Source organism: Rhizobium sp. YAF28 (assembly GCF_052113285.1).
Lineage (GTDB): Bacteria > Pseudomonadota > Alphaproteobacteria > Rhizobiales > Rhizobiaceae > Rhizobium.
The window spans coordinates 79,158-94,922 of the sequence record NZ_JBFRCX010000009.1 but is presented as its reverse complement, the minus strand read 5'-3'; the positions used below and the strand labels follow the sequence as shown (position 1 = coordinate 94,922).

At 59.4% G+C, this 15,765-nt stretch carries 19 protein-coding genes and 1 pseudogene; 7 read left to right on the top strand and 13 right to left on the bottom strand.

The window, feature by feature from the left end:
* Positions 1 to 97 precede the first annotated feature (97 nt).
* Positions 98 to 877 carry a DUF1194 domain-containing protein gene (locus tag AB4Z13_RS20980; RefSeq protein ID WP_113320050.1) on the top strand — a complete coding sequence of 260 codons (780 nt, stop codon included), beginning with the start codon at positions 98 to 100 and terminating at the stop codon, positions 875 to 877.
* A gap of 16 nt (positions 878 to 893) precedes the next feature.
* On the opposite strand, the gene AB4Z13_RS20975 is transcribed toward AB4Z13_RS20980, so the two are convergent.
* Positions 894 to 1,814, bottom strand: a complete 921-nt coding sequence (locus tag AB4Z13_RS20975; protein WP_113320049.1) for a TIGR03571 family LLM class oxidoreductase — start codon at positions 1,812 to 1,814, stop codon at positions 894 to 896.
* A gap of 73 nt (positions 1,815 to 1,887) precedes the next feature.
* The gene (locus AB4Z13_RS20970) at positions 1,888 to 2,031 is read right to left on the bottom strand and encodes a hypothetical protein (RefSeq protein ID WP_162747896.1); all 144 of its coding nucleotides are present in this window, start codon (positions 2,029 to 2,031) and stop codon (positions 1,888 to 1,890) included.
* A gap of 424 nt (positions 2,032 to 2,455) precedes the next feature.
* On the opposite strand from AB4Z13_RS20970, the gene AB4Z13_RS20965 reads away from it, so the two are divergent.
* Entirely contained in the window at positions 2,456 to 2,602 is a 147-nt protein-coding gene (locus AB4Z13_RS20965; protein WP_113184802.1) for a DUF1127 domain-containing protein, read from the top strand.
* Between the two features lie 418 nt (positions 2,603 to 3,020).
* Here the strand turns inward: AB4Z13_RS20965 and AB4Z13_RS20960 are convergent, their stop codons facing one another.
* From AB4Z13_RS20960 to AB4Z13_RS20950, 3 genes are all read right to left on the bottom strand, one after another.
* The gene (locus tag AB4Z13_RS20960) at positions 3,021 to 3,188 is read right to left on the bottom strand and encodes a hypothetical protein (protein ID WP_439017920.1); all 168 of its coding nucleotides are present in this window, start codon (positions 3,186 to 3,188) and stop codon (positions 3,021 to 3,023) included.
* Between the two features lie 95 nt (positions 3,189 to 3,283).
* A complete protein-coding gene (locus tag AB4Z13_RS20955) occupies positions 3,284 to 4,213 on the bottom strand; it encodes a transglycosylase SLT domain-containing protein (protein WP_113320048.1) in 930 nt (309 codons plus the stop codon).
* Between the two features lie 94 nt (positions 4,214 to 4,307).
* A complete protein-coding gene (locus AB4Z13_RS20950) occupies positions 4,308 to 4,571 on the bottom strand; it encodes a DUF982 domain-containing protein (protein WP_442206701.1) in 264 nt (87 codons plus the stop codon).
* 316 nt (positions 4,572 to 4,887) lie between these two features.
* Between AB4Z13_RS20950 and AB4Z13_RS20945 the strand changes: the two genes are divergently transcribed.
* The 3 genes and pseudogenes from AB4Z13_RS20945 to AB4Z13_RS20935 all read left to right on the top strand — a co-directional run.
* Complete coding sequence (locus AB4Z13_RS20945) at positions 4,888 to 5,658, top strand: siderophore-interacting protein (RefSeq protein ID WP_113320046.1); 771 nt, start codon at positions 4,888 to 4,890, stop codon at positions 5,656 to 5,658.
* Positions 5,659 to 5,792: 134 nt separating this feature from the next.
* Positions 5,793 to 5,975: a hypothetical protein gene (locus AB4Z13_RS20940; RefSeq protein ID WP_113320045.1), complete on the top strand. Its 183-nt coding sequence runs from the start codon at positions 5,793 to 5,795 to the stop codon at positions 5,973 to 5,975.
* A 41-nt stretch (positions 5,976 to 6,016) separates the two neighbouring features.
* Positions 6,017 to 6,226, top strand: a pseudogene (locus AB4Z13_RS20935) (DUF2934 domain-containing protein); the annotation flags it as partial.
* 33 nt (positions 6,227 to 6,259) lie between these two features.
* On the opposite strand, the gene AB4Z13_RS20930 reads toward AB4Z13_RS20935, so the two are convergent.
* The 7 genes from AB4Z13_RS20930 to AB4Z13_RS20900 form a co-directional block, all read right to left on the bottom strand.
* Positions 6,260 to 6,634 (bottom strand): hypothetical protein, encoded by a 375-nt coding sequence (locus tag AB4Z13_RS20930; RefSeq protein WP_113320043.1) that lies wholly within the window; start codon positions 6,632 to 6,634, stop codon positions 6,260 to 6,262.
* 66 nt (positions 6,635 to 6,700) lie between these two features.
* Positions 6,701 to 6,919, bottom strand: a complete 219-nt coding sequence (locus AB4Z13_RS20925) for a hypothetical protein (protein WP_113320042.1) — start codon at positions 6,917 to 6,919, stop codon at positions 6,701 to 6,703.
* A gap of 170 nt (positions 6,920 to 7,089) precedes the next feature.
* Positions 7,090 to 9,093: an aldo/keto reductase gene (locus AB4Z13_RS20920; protein ID WP_113320041.1), complete on the bottom strand. Its 2,004-nt coding sequence runs from the start codon at positions 9,091 to 9,093 to the stop codon at positions 7,090 to 7,092.
* 36 nt (positions 9,094 to 9,129) lie between these two features.
* The gene (locus tag AB4Z13_RS20915) at positions 9,130 to 10,212 is read right to left on the bottom strand and encodes a sn-glycerol-3-phosphate ABC transporter ATP-binding protein UgpC (RefSeq protein WP_113320040.1); all 1,083 of its coding nucleotides are present in this window, start codon (positions 10,210 to 10,212) and stop codon (positions 9,130 to 9,132) included.
* A gap of 11 nt (positions 10,213 to 10,223) precedes the next feature.
* Complete coding sequence (locus tag AB4Z13_RS20910) at positions 10,224 to 11,060, bottom strand: carbohydrate ABC transporter permease (RefSeq protein WP_113320039.1); 837 nt, start codon at positions 11,058 to 11,060, stop codon at positions 10,224 to 10,226.
* Positions 11,057 to 11,917 (bottom strand): carbohydrate ABC transporter permease, encoded by an 861-nt coding sequence (locus tag AB4Z13_RS20905; RefSeq protein ID WP_113320038.1) that lies wholly within the window; start codon positions 11,915 to 11,917, stop codon positions 11,057 to 11,059. Before AB4Z13_RS20905 ends, AB4Z13_RS20910 begins: the two co-directional genes overlap by 4 nt.
* A gap of 80 nt (positions 11,918 to 11,997) precedes the next feature.
* Positions 11,998 to 13,272: an ABC transporter substrate-binding protein gene (locus AB4Z13_RS20900; RefSeq protein ID WP_442206700.1), complete on the bottom strand. Its 1,275-nt coding sequence runs from the start codon at positions 13,270 to 13,272 to the stop codon at positions 11,998 to 12,000.
* Positions 13,273 to 13,362: 90 nt separating this feature from the next.
* Between AB4Z13_RS20900 and AB4Z13_RS20895 the strand changes: the two genes are divergently transcribed.
* Positions 13,363 to 14,271, top strand: a complete 909-nt coding sequence (locus AB4Z13_RS20895; protein WP_439018868.1) for a helix-turn-helix domain-containing protein — start codon at positions 13,363 to 13,365, stop codon at positions 14,269 to 14,271.
* A 224-nt stretch (positions 14,272 to 14,495) separates the two neighbouring features.
* The gene (locus AB4Z13_RS20890) at positions 14,496 to 14,780 is read left to right on the top strand and encodes an acylphosphatase (protein WP_442206699.1); all 285 of its coding nucleotides are present in this window, start codon (positions 14,496 to 14,498) and stop codon (positions 14,778 to 14,780) included.
* A gap of 3 nt (positions 14,781 to 14,783) precedes the next feature.
* Here AB4Z13_RS20890 and AB4Z13_RS20885 read toward each other — a convergent pair whose 3' ends face one another.
* Positions 14,784 to 15,764: an ABC transporter ATP-binding protein gene (locus tag AB4Z13_RS20885; RefSeq protein ID WP_442206698.1), complete on the bottom strand. Its 981-nt coding sequence runs from the start codon at positions 15,762 to 15,764 to the stop codon at positions 14,784 to 14,786.
* Position 15,765 lies beyond the last annotated feature (1 nt).

Genomic DNA, 15,765 nt, shown 5'->3' with positions numbered 1-15,765 from the left:
TCACTGAAAATTGACAGGATGCACTCTGGCAGCACTCGCCGTCGCGCCAAGCTATTATGTTAGAGTTCTCGGCATAACGCAGTGATGGGAAGTGATGATGCTGACAACACTTGCGATGCTCGCGAGCCTGTCGGGCGCTGCCGCCACGATCGCGCAATCAAGCCAAAACGAAGTCGATGTCGAACTGGTGCTAGCCGTCGATACGTCCCGTTCGATGGATTACGAAGAGGTCCGCATCCAGCGCGAGGGCTATGTCGAGGCGTTGCGGCACAAGGAGTTCTTCGACGCCGTGAAAGGTGGCCTGACCGGGCGGATCGCTGTCAGCTATTTCGAATGGGCCGGCTATGTCGTGCCAGGCTCCGTCATCGACTGGCAGGTGATCGAGACTGAAAAAGATGCACTGGATTTTGCCGACAAACTGGAAGCGCGGCCGATTGCTACCCAGCGCCGTACATCCATATCCGCAGCGATCGTTCAAGGAGCATCGATGCTTGCCGCGAGCCCCTACAAGGGTCATCGCGAGGTGATCGACGTTTCCGGTGATGGTCCAAACAATTCCGGCGATCCCGTCACACCTGCACGAGATGCGGCTCTGGAGGCGGGCATCGTCATCAACGGACTGGCCATTATGCTGCGACCATCCGATGTGCCCGAGGGACTCGACAAATATTACGGCGACTGCGTGATCGGCGGCTCCGGCTCCTTCGTCTTGCCTGTCCATAAGATCGAGGATTTTGCCATTGCCGTTCGCAGGAAGCTGGTCTGGGAAATCAGCGGGCTCGAACTGCCCGCACAGATCCGCAAAATTGAGATGAACCAGCCCACAACGGACTGCCTTATTGGCGAGAAGACTTGGCAGAATTTCTTCGATCGCTAACCGCGTACCTCAGAGATTATCGAGACGCCTGCAGTTCTGCGGTCTGGTTCAGTCGTGGCAGAATTTCCCGTGCGATGATCTCAAGATCGGTGAGAGCCTTGCGCCCATTGACGAGCAGGTTGAAAGCAACGTGGTGAGTGCCGAGATTACGGAGGACAGATAGAGCGGCGAGCAATCCCTCTGGTCCGGTTCGATATCCGAGATTGATCTCGGCGATATGGTCTGACGGCGTATCCAGGAGATCAAGGGCCATGGCCTGACCCATGCCCCGGAATTCAGTGGTCGTACGCTGTACCGCCCCATGCCATAGGGCTATCCGGTCCTTCTGTGCGCCGAGGGGCCGGTGGTAGGTCATCCAGGCGCCGGCGTTTCTGGCGATCCATTCGAGTGATTGCGAGGAGGAGCCGACGGCGACCAGTGGAAGGCGCCGCCCGCTGCGCGGACGGATCTCGAATTGGTCCTCACTTGTCTGCGAGCCGACATCGCCGTCAAGCGCATTGCTGAGTGCAGCCCAGTTGGACCGAAACAATTCGCGCCGGTCGTCGACATTGCGGTCGAAAGCCGCAAACTCTGACGGGCGGTCGCCGGAACCAAGGCCGAGAACAAACCTGCCCGATGATAAGGCGTCCATCGACAGGGCCGCTTTGGCAACATGAAGCGGATGGCGCAAGGGCAGAACGATTGCGCCGGTCGCCAAGGCGATCGAACGGGTAGATCCCGCCAGCGCACCAAGCAGCACCCAGGGGTCGGAATGCCCGATGGGATCAGGATAGGCGGGGCTGTTCAAGGGGACGTCGCGGACCCAAATTGCCGAGAAGCCGAATTCATCGGCGCGGCGCGCAAGCTCCAACTGAAGACCGAAGTCGATGTCGTGCCGCTCTCGCTCCTGCATGGGGAGAACGACACCGATCGTCAGCCGTGAATCTTCGAAGAGCATCAGTCATGTCCAGCACCGCCCACCTGCACTTGGGTGATCCGGGAAAGCTTTGCAATAGGATGAGATGCTGCGGCTACCAGAGGGCGACCGGCGCACTTGCGAGAAACTGCTCGAGAGCAGAAGTGACCGCGGGGGCGACGGCCACGATCTCCTCATGGGCGGCGAAGACGAGCAGCCCCAGCAGTGAAATCATCGATCCCACTTCCAGGGCAGACATGGGTTTGGCCCCGGACACTGGAACACTAGTGGGTAGAGCGGCGACGGCTGGCCGGATCGCATTTCGCCTATTGTCGTTTGCGGGATGGAACAGGCGGACAGGACGAGGGTGAGCGAGACGGTATTTACTGCATATTCCAGGATAGGTTTCGCAGACTGAGCTAGACATCGAATGGCCCCTGATCGGCTTCGGAGGTTCGTGGGGATCAAATGGGGGTTCGGCAGGCCTCCTTCAAACTATACTCACGGATAGGAAATTGCCTCAGAAAAGGCCATACGCCTGCCTCGTCATGCGTTTTGTGCATAGGTGAACTGTAGTCTGAACGCTACTCATTCCTGCTACCCCATATTATATATTTCTCATCAAAGCGAACGAAGCGCCGCTACCTGGCAGCTGTCGCTGGACCCACGGAAAGGGGATTACAATGAGCATCGCACGCACCTTCAACAACTGGCGCAAGTATCGTCAAACCGTTACTGAGCTTGGTCGTATGTCGAGCCGCGAACTGAACGACCTGGGCATTGCTCGCGGTGATATCCGCGACGTCGCACGCGCCGCCGTCGGCCGCTAAGACCAGTTCTTAATGAATACCAAACGCGCTCGCCTGATGAAGGCGGGCGCGTTTTTTGCATCATATGAGCCCTTCGTCTGACGCATAACGCATGGCAGCTTTGCAAATATGTGCCTAGAAGACTGGGAGCGACCGGCCTATATTCCAGTTCAACGAAGCGATGAAACTCCTCCCTCGTCGCTTTGTCCAAGACGCGGCTTACCTCCTCCCGAGCCAGCGTCTACGTGGCGGCATCCTCCTCCCGCTGCCACGCGTCATAAAAGGCGTCTGCTGGATCTCCTCCCCCGGCAGACGCCTTATTCTTTTCGGGCAACGGCCCCAGTCATCAATAGTCTCGATAAGCTCTATCGGGGTCCTGCGGGTATCGTTCACCAGTGCAGATCCTGGACCGGTACTGGCGGTCGCCGATTGCGATCCATCAGGTGGAAGGGCTATCCTTTGACGGCTCTCGCCATGGGCGACCGGGTGCGATCGGATCGCTTGCCGGAAATGTTTCCTCAAGCGACTCCTCGAGAAAGTCGTCCTGCTCCTGTTCGGAGGTGTCCGTCTCGCTGGGCCTGTTGGTAGCTTCGGCAGCTCTGATCATTTCAATCCCCTTGACGCTTGGCCCGCGAACGTAGCAAGCCTGGCGGCACTTCGGCACTAAACTGTCGGATAGGCTGAGCCGCGATGTACTTCGGATTAGCGGTTTCGGAAGACAGTGCAGGCAACGCCAGCGGCGCGGATCGTACTGCAGAGCTTGGTCGCTTCGGCGCGGGTCTCCCGGCCGATCCTGGCGGCATAGCGCGGGCGATAGCCGAAGTTTCCGCCCCTCTGGCGCACGATCAGGGCGCGCTCGGTGTTCAGCGGTTCGGGAAGCTTTGTGAGCGATATAGTGAAGAGCCGGTCGGCCACGGACGGATTGTAATGGGCGGCAAGCTGTACGCCCCACGGCGCCCAGTCGGCCGATCCGGTCAGGACCGGTTCGTTCATTTGTCGGGTTTCGGCAAGCGCCACACATGCGTCACGGAACGGCATGCCGTCCCGCAGCTCCGGCGCAGCGGTCTCCGGAGGGCTGTCCCGCCAGGTCTCGACGGTCTGCCCGGTAATCGCGAACACATAGTCGCGGGTCTCGATCGGCAGGCGGTCGGAGGAGAGAAACCGGCTGAGGCCGGATTCACCGGCATTATAGGCAGCGGCGGCAAGTCCGAGATTGCCGAAACGAAGCCTGAGTTCGTCGAGATAACTGGACGACGCCTTGAGCGCCTGGACGACATCGAAGCTGTTTTCCAGTGCCCTCAGCCGGGCAGTGCCCGGCATGAATTGGGCAATGCCCTCCGCGCCTTTCGGGCTTACCGCTTCAGGGCGGAACAGGCTTTCGCGCCAGATCAGCCGGGCGAAGAAGGCAGGTGGGATGTTATGGATCGCTGCGAAACGGTCCATGACGGCGCAGAGATCGGCATTGAAGTGATCTTTTCGAATGCAGAGCGTTTGCCCGTCACCGGCGTCCCCCTGGTAAAGGCAAGCCGCTTCTGGAGCGGATGGCTCGGCAGCGCTGGCCGTGGTCGCCAAGATACCCCACGCTGCGGAAACCAGCGCCGCAGCCACTAAGCCTATGCCGCATCTCATCATCGCCAAACCTTGCCTGGCGACATCGTCGCGGTTTTCAGGCAAGACGGCAAGCTTCAGTTGTCAGTCCCGCGGCCCTGGCCGCGGGTGACTGGCTTCAGTGAACAACGGTCAAGATCGCAATGCCGGCTTCAGCTGCCGCACGACGAATAGCGTTCTGCAGTTCGCCAACATCGATCTGTCCGCTGATCGCATCGACGCAGGCCTTGACGGCCACGACATATTCCTCGCCGTCTTCTGACGGCCAGTCCGTTATCAAAACCTCAGCGGCGTCTCTCAACGTTCTGAGGACCCTGTATTTTTCCCGGCCACCCAGCATCAGCACCAGAGGGGGAAAGCGCTCGTATGTGTTCCATTCCATTACACTTGGTCTCCCCAACGTAAGGATATTGGTAACGTTGCAAGAACCATACCGATCGCTTGTGAAAATCGTGCATCCAACAACTTTAGGGTTACGGGCCGAATTTGAGGTCTGGGTAGCACTCAAAAAATGGAGACAATCACTCAAGTTTCTATTGCGTCGTGTTCCGGCCTTCGCTAGAGAAGGATTATTGGCCGGAGACGATCCAGCCACGTAAGCGTTAACGTCACTCAACGCGTATGATCGAACCGCTTTGCGGCTTCGATCTGCGCGACTGTGTCCTGCGGATCGTTTCCCGAAGCCCCGGAAGGACATGATGGATAACAGCCATTCCACACATCCCCAGTTCCCTGCACCTGCTATCGAACGGGTCCGCCATGAATTGCGCCGCCGTTCGCCGACGGTCGAAAGCGTGGCCGATATCACGCCCGGCATGCGGCGCATCGTGCTGATGGGTGAAGACCTCGCCGATTTCACCAGCCTTGCACCTGACGATCACATCAAGATCATCGTGCCAGGCGCCGATGGCGCCGAGGAACGTCGGGACTACACGCCGCGCCGCTATGATAACGCTGCCCGCAGCCTGACGATCGACTTTGCCCTGCACGAGGCCGGTCCGGTCACGCAATGGGCAATCGACGCCCAGCCAGGCATGTCTCTTGAAATCGGCGGCCCGCGCGGCTCAGCGGTGGTTGCCGGGAGTGTGAAGACATGGCTTTTGATCGGCGATGAGACGGCTTTGCCTGCCATCGGCCGGCGCATCGAGGAGAGCGGGGCCGATACGACCATTGCGACAATCGCCGCAGTCGCAGGCCCGGAAGAAGAGCAAACCTTCGAGACAGCTGCAGCGCTCAGAACGCGTTGGGTTTACCGTCCTCTGTCCGATGCGACGAACGCCGAACCGCTGATTGCTGCCCTGGCGGGGATCGATATCGTTCCCCAGACCTTCGTCTGGATTGCAGCCGAAGCGTCGGTGGTGCGGGCAATCCGTACCTATCTCGTCGAAGAACGCGGCTATCCGCTGAGCTGGATCAAGGCCTCGGGCTACTGGGTCAAGGGCAAGGCCGATACGACAGAGAAGTTCTGATAGCCGGGAAAAATTCCTCGGCTCCGCCATCTCGCTCCTGCCAGTCGGCCGGAGCGGCGTGGCAAGGCCCTCATTTGAACTCTGCGGCGGAACCTCGAACGAATGCCGGTGTTTCCTAGGAAAGGAGATGCGTCATGGGCACGAAGGATACCAACGCCAAAGCCGAACAGCGCCGTCCCAGGGATGTCGGACCGATTGTGGAAGCGCCAGATCGTGCGGACAAGGAAGCCAGTGCTCCACCGACGGTCCAGCCGCCGGGTGCCAGGGATGAAAGCGAGCGGGCGATCGTCGATCCGATCACCGGCGTCGCCCACTAACGAGAGAACGCCGGCAGATTGGGGCGATTGGAGGCAACAGAATGGCTAGGGACAAGGAAGAAGCAATTCGGCAGCGCGCCTACGAGATTTGGGAGCAAGAGGGCCGCCCGGAAGGGGCCGCACTTCGCCACTGGCTGCAGGCATCCGACGAGTTCAGCGAGGATGACGAACACGAGACGATGCAGGAATTGATCGATGAAGACGATCGCGACGATGCGGCTCTGCTGCAGGGCGCGGGTGAGAGCGGAGACATTCACACGCGACACTAGTCGCGCATAGGTAGATTATTTCTCGGTTCGCTCCAGGAGAATTCGAGCTTCCTCGAAGCGGCGTTTTCGATCGGCATCATCTTCACTTGGTGAATAACAGCTATTCGACACGCAGAACCGCGCAAGATGATGCGGCTTGTCAACCTTGTCGAATTCGCATTCGAACGTATCGGTCATCTCACCCGGTGCGGTTCCCGATCGCGTCGAATAGGTCATGCGAACGCCGGGTGGCTTGAGTTCGGGGAAGGATTGAACCGTGCCGATCGAAAGCTGATCGCTCATGAAGAAGCCCTTGGCGACTGATTGACATGTCGCCTCCAGATCCGGAGATTGCGCGAAAGCTGTCGTCGGAAACAGGATAATGCCAAATAATACTAGATATTTACGCAAAGGCGTCTCCTCATTGTATCGTTCAGAGTGAGGTAGCGCCAATACGGCAAAAACAAGTGGGGCGCCTCAGGCGGCGCCGGAAAAATCTTCCGAGAGCAGCCCGAGCAACTCTTCGCGATCCCGCACACCGAATTCGAACCAGTCGACCAACGCTTTCGCCTTTGCCATTCCAAGATTGCTGCTACGGCTGCAACGCGCGGCCGAGCACCATTCCTGGTGAATGCCGTCGAGAAAATTCATCGTCTCTGACGTCAGCGCTTCCTTCGGCCAAACCGTTCGCGTCATCGCCTTGCTCCCTGCTGCGGCCCTACACTAGATGACCTATGGTTGAGGGCAATGGCGAGAATGCAACACCGATGGATTAGTTGTCATTGGCCGCTGCGCCGTCGCGCAACAGAAAAGCGGCAGGCGTTGAGGCCCGCCGCATGTCGTCACGTACTCTCTGGGCGAGGCAATCAGCCCTCCAGCCACTTCACCTGTTCGGGCGTCAGCGTGATGTTCAGTGCCGAAAGGCTGTCTTCCAGCTCGGCGATCGTGCGCGGTCCGATCAGCGGGATAACGGGGAACGGCTGCGCGATAACATAGGCAAGCGCGATATGGATCGGATGCCGGCCAAGCTCTTTGGCAAGCGCGATTGCCCGGTCACGGCGCACGAAGTTGCGATCCGAATACCAGCAGCGAACAATCTCGTCGTCATCGCGCTTGTCGCGGCCGGCCCGGTCGGTGAAGAAGCCGCGGCCCTGGCTCGACCAGGCGAAGTTCGGGATCTGCTTTTCGTTCAGCCACTTTTTCCACTCATCGTCCGAGGCAGCAACGCAGCCGGCCCAGATCGGATCGAGCATTTCGGCGAGCGAGAAGTTGTTGGAAAGGGCGGCAGGTGCTTGCTTCCCGTTCTTCTTAGCATAGGCGATCGCCTCGTCGAAACGCGCACGCGTCCAGTTCGAGCCGCCGAAGATGCCACGGATGCGGCCGCGCTTGACCTCGGCATCCATGGCATCGACGAATTCGCCGACCGGCACGTCGGTATTGTCGCGATGCATGAAGTAGATATCGACATAGTCGGTCTTCAGGCGGTTGAGAGACTGATCGAGTTGCCTGCTGATGACATCAGGATAGCAGAGCGGCGAGTGGGCGCCCTTGCCGATCACCACGATCTCCTCGCGCGGAACCTGCCGGCTTGTGTGCCAATCGCCGAAAATGCTCTCCGTCTTGCCACCGCCATAGACGAAGGCTGTATCGAAGACATTGCCGCCAGCTTCATAGAAGGTGTCGAGCGTCAGCGAGGCGGCAGCGAAATTTGGGAAGAATTCGAAGCCGAGGGTGACGACCGAGGCCGGCTTGGAAATGCCGGGGATTTGGCGCTGCGGAATCGAGTTGCCGCGCCGGACAACGCCGCCGGCAATGTTCAGGGTGCGCTTGGCTGCTTTCTCGACGCCATATTCGAGACCAACCGAGGCGCGCCACTGGTCGAGCACCTTGAGGTTGTTGATGGAATCTGCCCAGCTCATGCCCGGCGAGCGGAATTCCTGTTCGCCAGCGCGGATCGCGTCACCGGCAGCGTCCGCTTCGAACGAGTAGAGCCAGCGGTCTTCCTTGACTTCGATCGTCTCCTGCTCGCCGTTCCTGAAGATCTCGATTTTGCCGACGCCGCCCTTGTGGCCGGAGGCAAACCAGAAATCCTTGACTTCGATGCGGCCTGCAGACCCGATGATGCGCAGTACGTTATCCTGCTGCGCCATGATCGAGCACGAAACTTCAGCGATTATGTCGTTCGGGAATTTGAGCACGGCCGACGCCCATTCGTCGACGCCGGATTGGCCGAGATGGGCGACACCTGAAACCTTCTCCGGATCCAGGAACGGCTTGCCGGCTGCTGCACCGGCAATCAACCGAGCCATGGAAACGGGATAGCCGCCAACATCGAGAATGCCGCCGCCCGCCGTTTCATTGGCAAAAAGGCGGTGTTCCGGCTTGTAGGTGCCCATGCTGAAGCCGAAGCTGGAGCGGATGATGCGGATTTCGCCAATCGTGCCACTCTTGACGAGCTCGACCAGCTTCTCGGTCTGCGGATGCACACGATACATGAAGGCTTCGCCGGCAAAAACGCGAGCCTTCTTCGCCTCGTAATAGATCGCCTCGGCATCATAGGCCGAGAGAGCGATCGGCTTTTCGACGAGCACATGTTTGCCGGCGCGGATTGCCTTGATGGCCCATTCGGCATGCCCGGTATGGGGCGTGGCGATATAGATCGCGTCGACCTCCTTGTCGGCCAACAGCGCCTCATAGCCATTGACGATGCGCGCACCCGGAAAACCATCGGCAAGGCCTGGCTTGTCGGGGTTGCGGGTGGCGATCGCCACGAGTTTGCCGGTGCGCGAATGCGCGACGCCATCGGCAAAAGTGCGGGCGATGGTGCCGGGGCCGATAATGCCCCAGCGGATCGGATTATCTGAAGTCATGACTATCCTCTTTCGTCTTTCTGTCTTGGGATTGCGTTATCGGAGCCGCTTGCCGGCTGCATCGAACAGGAAGGTGCGGGCGGCGGACAGCGACACGGTCAGCCGCTCAGTCTTGCCGAGGCTGCGGGATTCTGGCTGTTCGATGATGAGCTGCTCACCGCCAAAGTTTGCGTAGATGTAGCTGGTGTTGCCGAGGTGCTCGGCGACATCGACGGCAACCGTCAGATCCGCTTCGCCCTGACCCATCTCGCCGAAATGCTCTGGCCGAATGCCGAGCGTGACGGGCGTGCCCGATGTGATGAGGTCATGCAATGGTACCGCGAGGCGCACCGTTCTGTCGTCCGCGAGCACGACTGTCGCTTTGCCGGCCTGTATCTCGGTCACCTCGGCCTTGAGGAAGTTCATCTTCGGCGAACCGACGAAGCCGGCGACGAACTGGTTAGCCGGATCGTCATAGAGGTCGAGCGGCGCGCCGATCTGTTCGATATTCCCGGCGCGCAGAACGACAATCTTGTCGGCGAGCGTCATCGCCTCTGTCTGGTCATGTGTCACATAGATCATCGTCGTGCCAAGCTGCTTGTGCAGCCTGGAGATCTCGACGCGCATCTGCACGCGCAGTTCCGCATCGAGGTTCGACAGCGGTTCGTCGAACAGGAAGACCTGCGGTTCGCGCACGATGGCGCGGCCGATTGCGACGCGCTGGCGCTGGCCGCCGGAAAGTTGCTTCGGCCGGCGCTTCATCAATTCCGTGATCTGCAGGATCTCGGCGACATGGCGCACGCGCCGTTCGGTGTCTGCCTTCGGGTTGCCATTCATGCGCAGGCCGAAGCTCAGGTTCTCCTCGACGGTCAGATGCGGATAGAGCGCATAGGATTGGAAGACCATGGCGATGCCGCGGTCGGCCGGCTCGACATCGTTGACGATGCGGCCGCCGATCTTCAGCTCGCCGCCGGTGATATCCTCAAGGCCGGCGATCATGCGCAGCAGCGTGGACTTGCCGCAGCCGGAGGGGCCGACGAAGACGACGAACTCGCCGTCCTTCACATCCAGATCGGCGCCATGAATGATTTCAAGCGCGCCGTAGCGCTTGACGATATTATTGAGTGAAAGCTCTGCCATAGGCCCCTCGATTATTTGATTGCGCCGGCCGCAATGCCGGCGATGAAGTGACGCTGCAGAGCCACGAAGACGACGAGGATCGGTGCCGTCAAAAGCACCGCACCCGCCATGATGCCACCCCAGGAAACCTTGGTGAGGCCGATCAGCACGCCGAGCGCCACCGGAGCCGTCATCATGCCGGGCTTCGAATTGATCAGCAGCGGCCAGAGATAATTGTTCCAGGAGGCGAGGAAGAGAATGATTGCCAGTGCCGCCATGGTCGGCCGGGCAAGCGGCAGCGCGATGCGCAGGAAGATCTGCCATTCCTTGACGCCTTCGACGCGGGCTGCATCGAAGAGGTCATTCGGCATCATCGAGAAAGACTGCCGCATGAAGAGCACGCCTAGCGAATTGAAGAGAGGCGGCACGATGAGGGCGATCCAAGTATTGGCGAGCTTGAAGTCGCGCGCCACCATGATGAATTGCGGAATGACGACCACGAAATAGGGCAGAGTGATCGTGCCGAGGATGATGGCGATGACCAGCGAACGGCCAACGAAACGGTAACGCGCGAGCGCCCAGCCGGCCATGGAGGTCAGCATCACCGACAGGGCAGTATAGACGGTGGCGACGACGATGGAGATCACCATGGCGCCGACGAAGTTCGTGTCTGCCTGCAGGTTTTGGAAATTCGCAACGAAATTGGTCGAGGGCCAGAGCACGATCTGCGGGCTGAAGATGCCGTAATCGGGCATGGTCGAGAAAACGAACATCATCCAGAGCGGAAAGAGCCAGATAATCGCGAGCGGCAGCAGGAAGGCGTGCAGGGCGATCTGGCGGATGAGAAGCGATTGCGACTTGGATCTCATTTCGGCTCCCTCCCGACCCAAAGGTTGAGCAACGAGATCGCGACTGCGAGCGCTGCCATCGTATAGGCGATCGCCGAGGCATAACCGAAGTTCAGCGATGTAAAGCCTTGGCGATAGAGCAGCAGGCCAAGTGTCTCGGTGCCACCGCCAGGTCCGCCTCTGTTGGTAATGAGGAAAGGTTCGGCGAAGAGCTGCATCGTACCGATGACGGACAGAACCACGCAGAAAAGAATGATCGGTTTCAGGAGCGGCAGGGTGATGTGGAAGAACTGTTGCAGCTTGCTGACGCGGTCGAGCGTAGCCGCCTCGTAGACATCTTCCGGGATCGATTGCAGGCCGGCCAGGATGATGATGGCATTGTAGCCCGCCCATCGCCAGGTGACGGCAATGATAATGACGACCATGGCGGCATTGGCATTGTCGAACCAGGAAACGGGGGCGAGGCCTGCTGCGCCGATCAGCTTGTTGATGATGCCGAAATCGAGATTGAACATCAGCCGGAAGACAGCCGCATAGGCGACCTCGCCAACTACGACTGGCGCGAAAAAGGCGAAACGGAACAGGACGCGCGCTTTCAGAAGCGGCGAATTGAGCAGCACGGCCATGATGGTCGCAAGGGCGATCATGACAGGCACCTGGATGACCAGGATGATGAGCGTGTTATAGACGGCGTTGTAGAAGGCCGGGTCGGCGAAGAGGCGCCCCCAATTGGCCTGAAGGCTGAATTTCCACGGATTGATGCGCGTGTTCTGGAACGAGATCAGAAACGAATTGATGATCGGCCAGACCCAGAAGGCGGCAAAGACCAGAAGATAGGGCGCAAGGAACGCATAGGCGCTGCGATTTCTGATCGGCATGAATCCTCCTTACCGAAACGAATGTGCCAGCCGCCTCCCGCGGCAGGCGAAGCCGGGCGCTTCGGCGCCCGGCTTGCCATTCATTGTGCGATCGGAAGACCGGTCGCCGATGCGATCTGTTTGGCGGCATCGTCGAGAGCCGCCTTCGCATCGGGATAACCACCGGCGAAATATTTCGTCTGCGTCGTCTTGTAGATGGCATCTGCATCCGTCTGGAAGGCCGTACCGCGGCTCGGCACGATCTTCGGCAGGGTAGCCAGGATGTCAGCCCAAATCGTCTGGCCGCCCCAATAGGGCTGCGGCTCGTTGACGAAGGGATCCTGAACAGCCGACAGCAGCGACGGCACGAGACCGAACGCCTTCAGCATCGTGACCTGGCCCTCATTGGTGGTGAGCGCATAGGTCAGATATTTGAAGGCTGCTTCCTTGTTCTGCGAGTTGGCATTGATGGCAAGCGAGGAGCCGCCGAGATTGGCCGCATGCGGGCTGTCTGCGGTCATGCCCGGCATGGCGTAAACGCCCCACTTGCCTGACAGATCGGGAGAGCCCGAACGGATCGTGCCTTCGTACCAGCCGCCGAAGACCTGGCTTGCCACTTTGCCGGCGGTGTTGGAGGAGATCTTCTCATCCCAGTTCGCTGCCGTGAGCGTGCCGGCATCCTTCATCGCCTTGACTTTTTCCAGCGTCTGCACGCAAGCGGGCTGGTTGATAGTGATCGACTGGCCATCGGTCGAGAAATAGCCGCAACCCTGTTCATTGGCGAGCATGCGGAACCATTCGCTGTCGCCGTTGAAATCGCCTTGGCCCATGACGACGCCGGGATTGGCTGCCGAGACCTTCTTGCCGGCGGCAATGAAATCGTCCCAGGTTGCGATCGACTTCGGATCGACACCGGCCTTTTCGTAATAGTCGCGACGATAGAAGACGGTGACCGGACCGGAATCCCAGGGCATCGCGTAGGCGACATCACCGATTTCAAGCTCAGTGCGCTTGAACTCGGGGAATTTCGCCTGCATGTCGGCGTTGTAGCCGAGGTCCTTCAGATTGGCGAAGCAATCCGGGAAGCGGCTCCAGAAGATTTCCGCCTCGAAATTCTCTATCGTGACGATATCGGGAAGGCCGTCGCCGCCGGCCGCGCAGGCGGCAAGCGTCTTGTCGAAGACCTGCTGGTTGCCGAGATCCTGGACATCGACCTTGATGTCGGGAAACTGCTTGTTGAAGCCTTCGACCGTCGATTTGAGAGCGGAAGCTGCGACATTCCAGCTCCAGATGGTAAGTGTAGCGGACTGCGCATAAGCAGATCCGGATGCAAGCAGCACAAGCGCTGTCGTTGCAGTGATGAGTTTAGAGCGCATGAAAATCCTCCCTTTTCAATTGCCTTGCCGTCGCTGAGCGAACGTGGCTAATCTAGCGCGCTGGGAACGGCTGTCTCATAAAAAGGGAATATGGAATTGGCGGAAAGTAAGGTCGTTGGCAAACCTGTTTACCAGCCTGGTGCCAGCACGATTGAAGGCATGCCGATGGCGCTGCAGATGTTCTATGCCCATCCGCCTGTTATGGCGATGCCGCATTGGCATGCCCAGGTCGAGGTCAATTACATCATGCGTGGCAGCGTTCATTATCGCATGAGCGACCATGACATCACGCTCAAAGCCGGCCAGATGTGCCTTTTCTGGGGCGGGCAGCCGCATCAGATGGATGAGTCCTCAGATGATTCCCTTTATGCGGGCGCGCATCTGCCGCTCGTCTATTTCTTCAGGATGCGCCTGCCTCCGACCATAGGCACCCGTCTGATGAAGGGGGAAATCCTGCTGACATCGGCGACCGATGCGGCGGATGAGGCAAATTTCCCGCGCTGGTATGACTATGCGAGATCCAATGATGTCAGAAAGACGCAGCACGCCGTCGATGAATTGCTTCTGCGCATCGAGCGGATTGCCCTGGAATCATATCTGATGGTTCCGGGCACCAGCACAGACGAGCTTGAGCAGCCCAATTCGCATCTTTCCCGCAGCGTCGCGCGTATGTGCGATTTCATAGCGAGCAATTTCCTGCAGGACATCGATACGGTCGAAATTGCTCGCACGGTCGATCTTCATCCGAAATATGCGATGAACCTGTTCAAGAAGACGACAGGCATGACGATCAGCAAATACATCAATCTGCTGCGTCTTTCGCATGCCCAGGCGCAACTGATGGGCGAGGGGGCGAACGTTCTGCAGATCGCGATGGATAGCGGTTTCGGTTCGATCAGCGCCTTCAACAAGTCCTTCCGAAACATTGCCGGCATGTCTCCATCTGATTTTCGGCGGGACATGCGTTCGATGATCGGTGCTATCTCCGCCGCTGGTTGAGACGCCCTGAGTTTGCCTTCGAAAACTGTTCCCGATCGTGAGTGTGGATAGGGTCGGCCCAGAGGCGCTCGGGCGCGGCACGGAAGCTAGCTTGACTGCCGATAGTCAGGAACTGCCCCCCAAGAAGACGTATTGAACGGGTGCGTCTTCCGCCGGTGGAAACCTGACCCTTGCAATGAGCGCCAGCCGCTACATCATCATCTCGTTGCCAGAGAGGACTTCAGATGACTGCGACCCAGGATGCCTTTCGCGTGCGCATCACCGGCGGGGTACAGGGCGTCGGCTATCGCGCCTGGACCCGCGGCCAGGCCCTTCAGCTCGGCTTGACGGGCTGGGTGAGGAACGAGGCCGACGGCTCGGTCAGCGCTTTGATCGTCGGTTCTCAAGGCGCTATCGGCTCCATGCTCGAGCGTTTCTGGAGCGGTCCCGCCGGCTCCTCCGTGGCAGAGGTGAAAGCGGAGCCGGCAAATCTCGATGAGATACCGAGCGATTTCCGTATCGTACGATAGAGATCAGGAGAACCTGTGCTCTTTCCCGGCGAGCGGTGAGGCAAACTGCGTTTCACCGGTTGTCACCGGCCGGTCGCCGTCCGTACGCACGACAAGTGTCTGCAATTCCGGCACATCGAGGTAGACGACCGTATCGGCGCCGAGCCGCTCGATATGGCGCACCTCGCCTTGCCATTTGCCTTCCGTCGGCGAGAGCGTGATATGTTCGGGCCGGATACCGTAGGTCCGGCATCCCTCCCGTGCGGCGATCTCTCCCTCGAACAAGTTCATCTTCGGCGAGCCGATGAAGCCGGCAACGAAGGGGCTGGCCGGATTGTTGTAGAGCGTCATCGGCGTGCCGACCTGCTCGATTTGTCCGCCATTCAGAACAACGATCTTGTCGGCCATCGTCATCGCCTCGACCTGATCATGGGTGACGTAGATCATGGTGGCACCGAGCTTGGCATGAAGCTCGGTCAGTTCGATGCGCATCTGCGAGCGCAGCGACGCATCGAGATTAGACAGCGGCTCATCGAACAGGAAGACTTTTGGATTGCGGATAATCGCTCGACCGATCGCGACGCGCTGCCGCTGCCCGCCCGACAGTGCCTTCGGCTTGCGATCGAGCAGGTGCGACAGCTGCAGGATATCGGCGGTCTGCTTCACCCTTTCGGCGATTTCCGCCTTGGGTCGCCTGGCGAGCGACAGGCCGAAGCCGATGTTTTCTGCAACGGTCAGATGCGGATAGAGCGCATAGGACTGAAACACCATGGCGATCCCGCGCTCGGATGGTTCGGCATAGGTCATGTCCTTGCTGTCGATGAACACCTTGCCCGAAGTCTGCGTCTCCAGTCCGGAGATGATGCGCAGCAGGGTCGATTTCCCGCAGCCAGACGGGCCTACGAAGACGCAGAATTCGCCGGGCTCTACGGTGAGATCGACGCCCTTCATGACCTCCAGGCTGCCGAAGCTCTTGCGGACACTTTCGAGAACAACTGATGTCATG

What these genes read in the sequence shown, in the direction of transcription:
- AB4Z13_RS20980 (WP_113320050.1), top strand. Translation starts at nt 98, where the DNA reads ATGCTGACAACACTTGCGATGCTCGCGAGCCTGTCGGGCGCTGCCGCC.
- AB4Z13_RS20975 (WP_113320049.1), bottom strand. Translation starts at nt 1,814, where the DNA reads ATGCTCTTCGAAGATTCACGGCTGACGATCGGTGTCGTTCTCCCCATG.
- AB4Z13_RS20970 (WP_162747896.1), bottom strand. Translation starts at nt 2,031, where the DNA reads ATGTCTGCCCTGGAAGTGGGATCGATGATTTCACTGCTGGGGCTGCTC.
- AB4Z13_RS20965 (WP_113184802.1), top strand. Translation starts at nt 2,456, where the DNA reads ATGAGCATCGCACGCACCTTCAACAACTGGCGCAAGTATCGTCAAACC.
- AB4Z13_RS20960 (WP_439017920.1), bottom strand. Translation starts at nt 3,188, where the DNA reads ATGATCAGAGCTGCCGAAGCTACCAACAGGCCCAGCGAGACGGACACC.
- AB4Z13_RS20955 (WP_113320048.1), bottom strand. Translation starts at nt 4,213, where the DNA reads ATGATGAGATGCGGCATAGGCTTAGTGGCTGCGGCGCTGGTTTCCGCA.
- AB4Z13_RS20950 (WP_442206701.1), bottom strand. Translation starts at nt 4,571, where the DNA reads ATGGAATGGAACACATACGAGCGCTTTCCCCCTCTGGTGCTGATGCTG.
- AB4Z13_RS20945 (WP_113320046.1), top strand. Translation starts at nt 4,888, where the DNA reads ATGGATAACAGCCATTCCACACATCCCCAGTTCCCTGCACCTGCTATC.
- AB4Z13_RS20940 (WP_113320045.1), top strand. Translation starts at nt 5,793, where the DNA reads ATGGGCACGAAGGATACCAACGCCAAAGCCGAACAGCGCCGTCCCAGG.
- AB4Z13_RS20925 (WP_113320042.1), bottom strand. Translation starts at nt 6,919, where the DNA reads ATGACGCGAACGGTTTGGCCGAAGGAAGCGCTGACGTCAGAGACGATG.
- AB4Z13_RS20920 (WP_113320041.1), bottom strand. Translation starts at nt 9,093, where the DNA reads ATGACTTCAGATAATCCGATCCGCTGGGGCATTATCGGCCCCGGCACC.
- AB4Z13_RS20915 (WP_113320040.1), bottom strand. Translation starts at nt 10,212, where the DNA reads ATGGCAGAGCTTTCACTCAATAATATCGTCAAGCGCTACGGCGCGCTT.
- AB4Z13_RS20910 (WP_113320039.1), bottom strand. Translation starts at nt 11,060, where the DNA reads ATGAGATCCAAGTCGCAATCGCTTCTCATCCGCCAGATCGCCCTGCAC.
- AB4Z13_RS20905 (WP_113320038.1), bottom strand. Translation starts at nt 11,917, where the DNA reads ATGCCGATCAGAAATCGCAGCGCCTATGCGTTCCTTGCGCCCTATCTT.
- AB4Z13_RS20900 (WP_442206700.1), bottom strand. Translation starts at nt 13,272, where the DNA reads ATGCGCTCTAAACTCATCACTGCAACGACAGCGCTTGTGCTGCTTGCA.
- AB4Z13_RS20895 (WP_439018868.1), top strand. Translation starts at nt 13,363, where the DNA reads ATGGAATTGGCGGAAAGTAAGGTCGTTGGCAAACCTGTTTACCAGCCT.
- AB4Z13_RS20890 (WP_442206699.1), top strand. Translation starts at nt 14,496, where the DNA reads ATGACTGCGACCCAGGATGCCTTTCGCGTGCGCATCACCGGCGGGGTA.
- AB4Z13_RS20885 (WP_442206698.1), bottom strand. Translation starts at nt 15,764, where the DNA reads ATGACATCAGTTGTTCTCGAAAGTGTCCGCAAGAGCTTCGGCAGCCTG.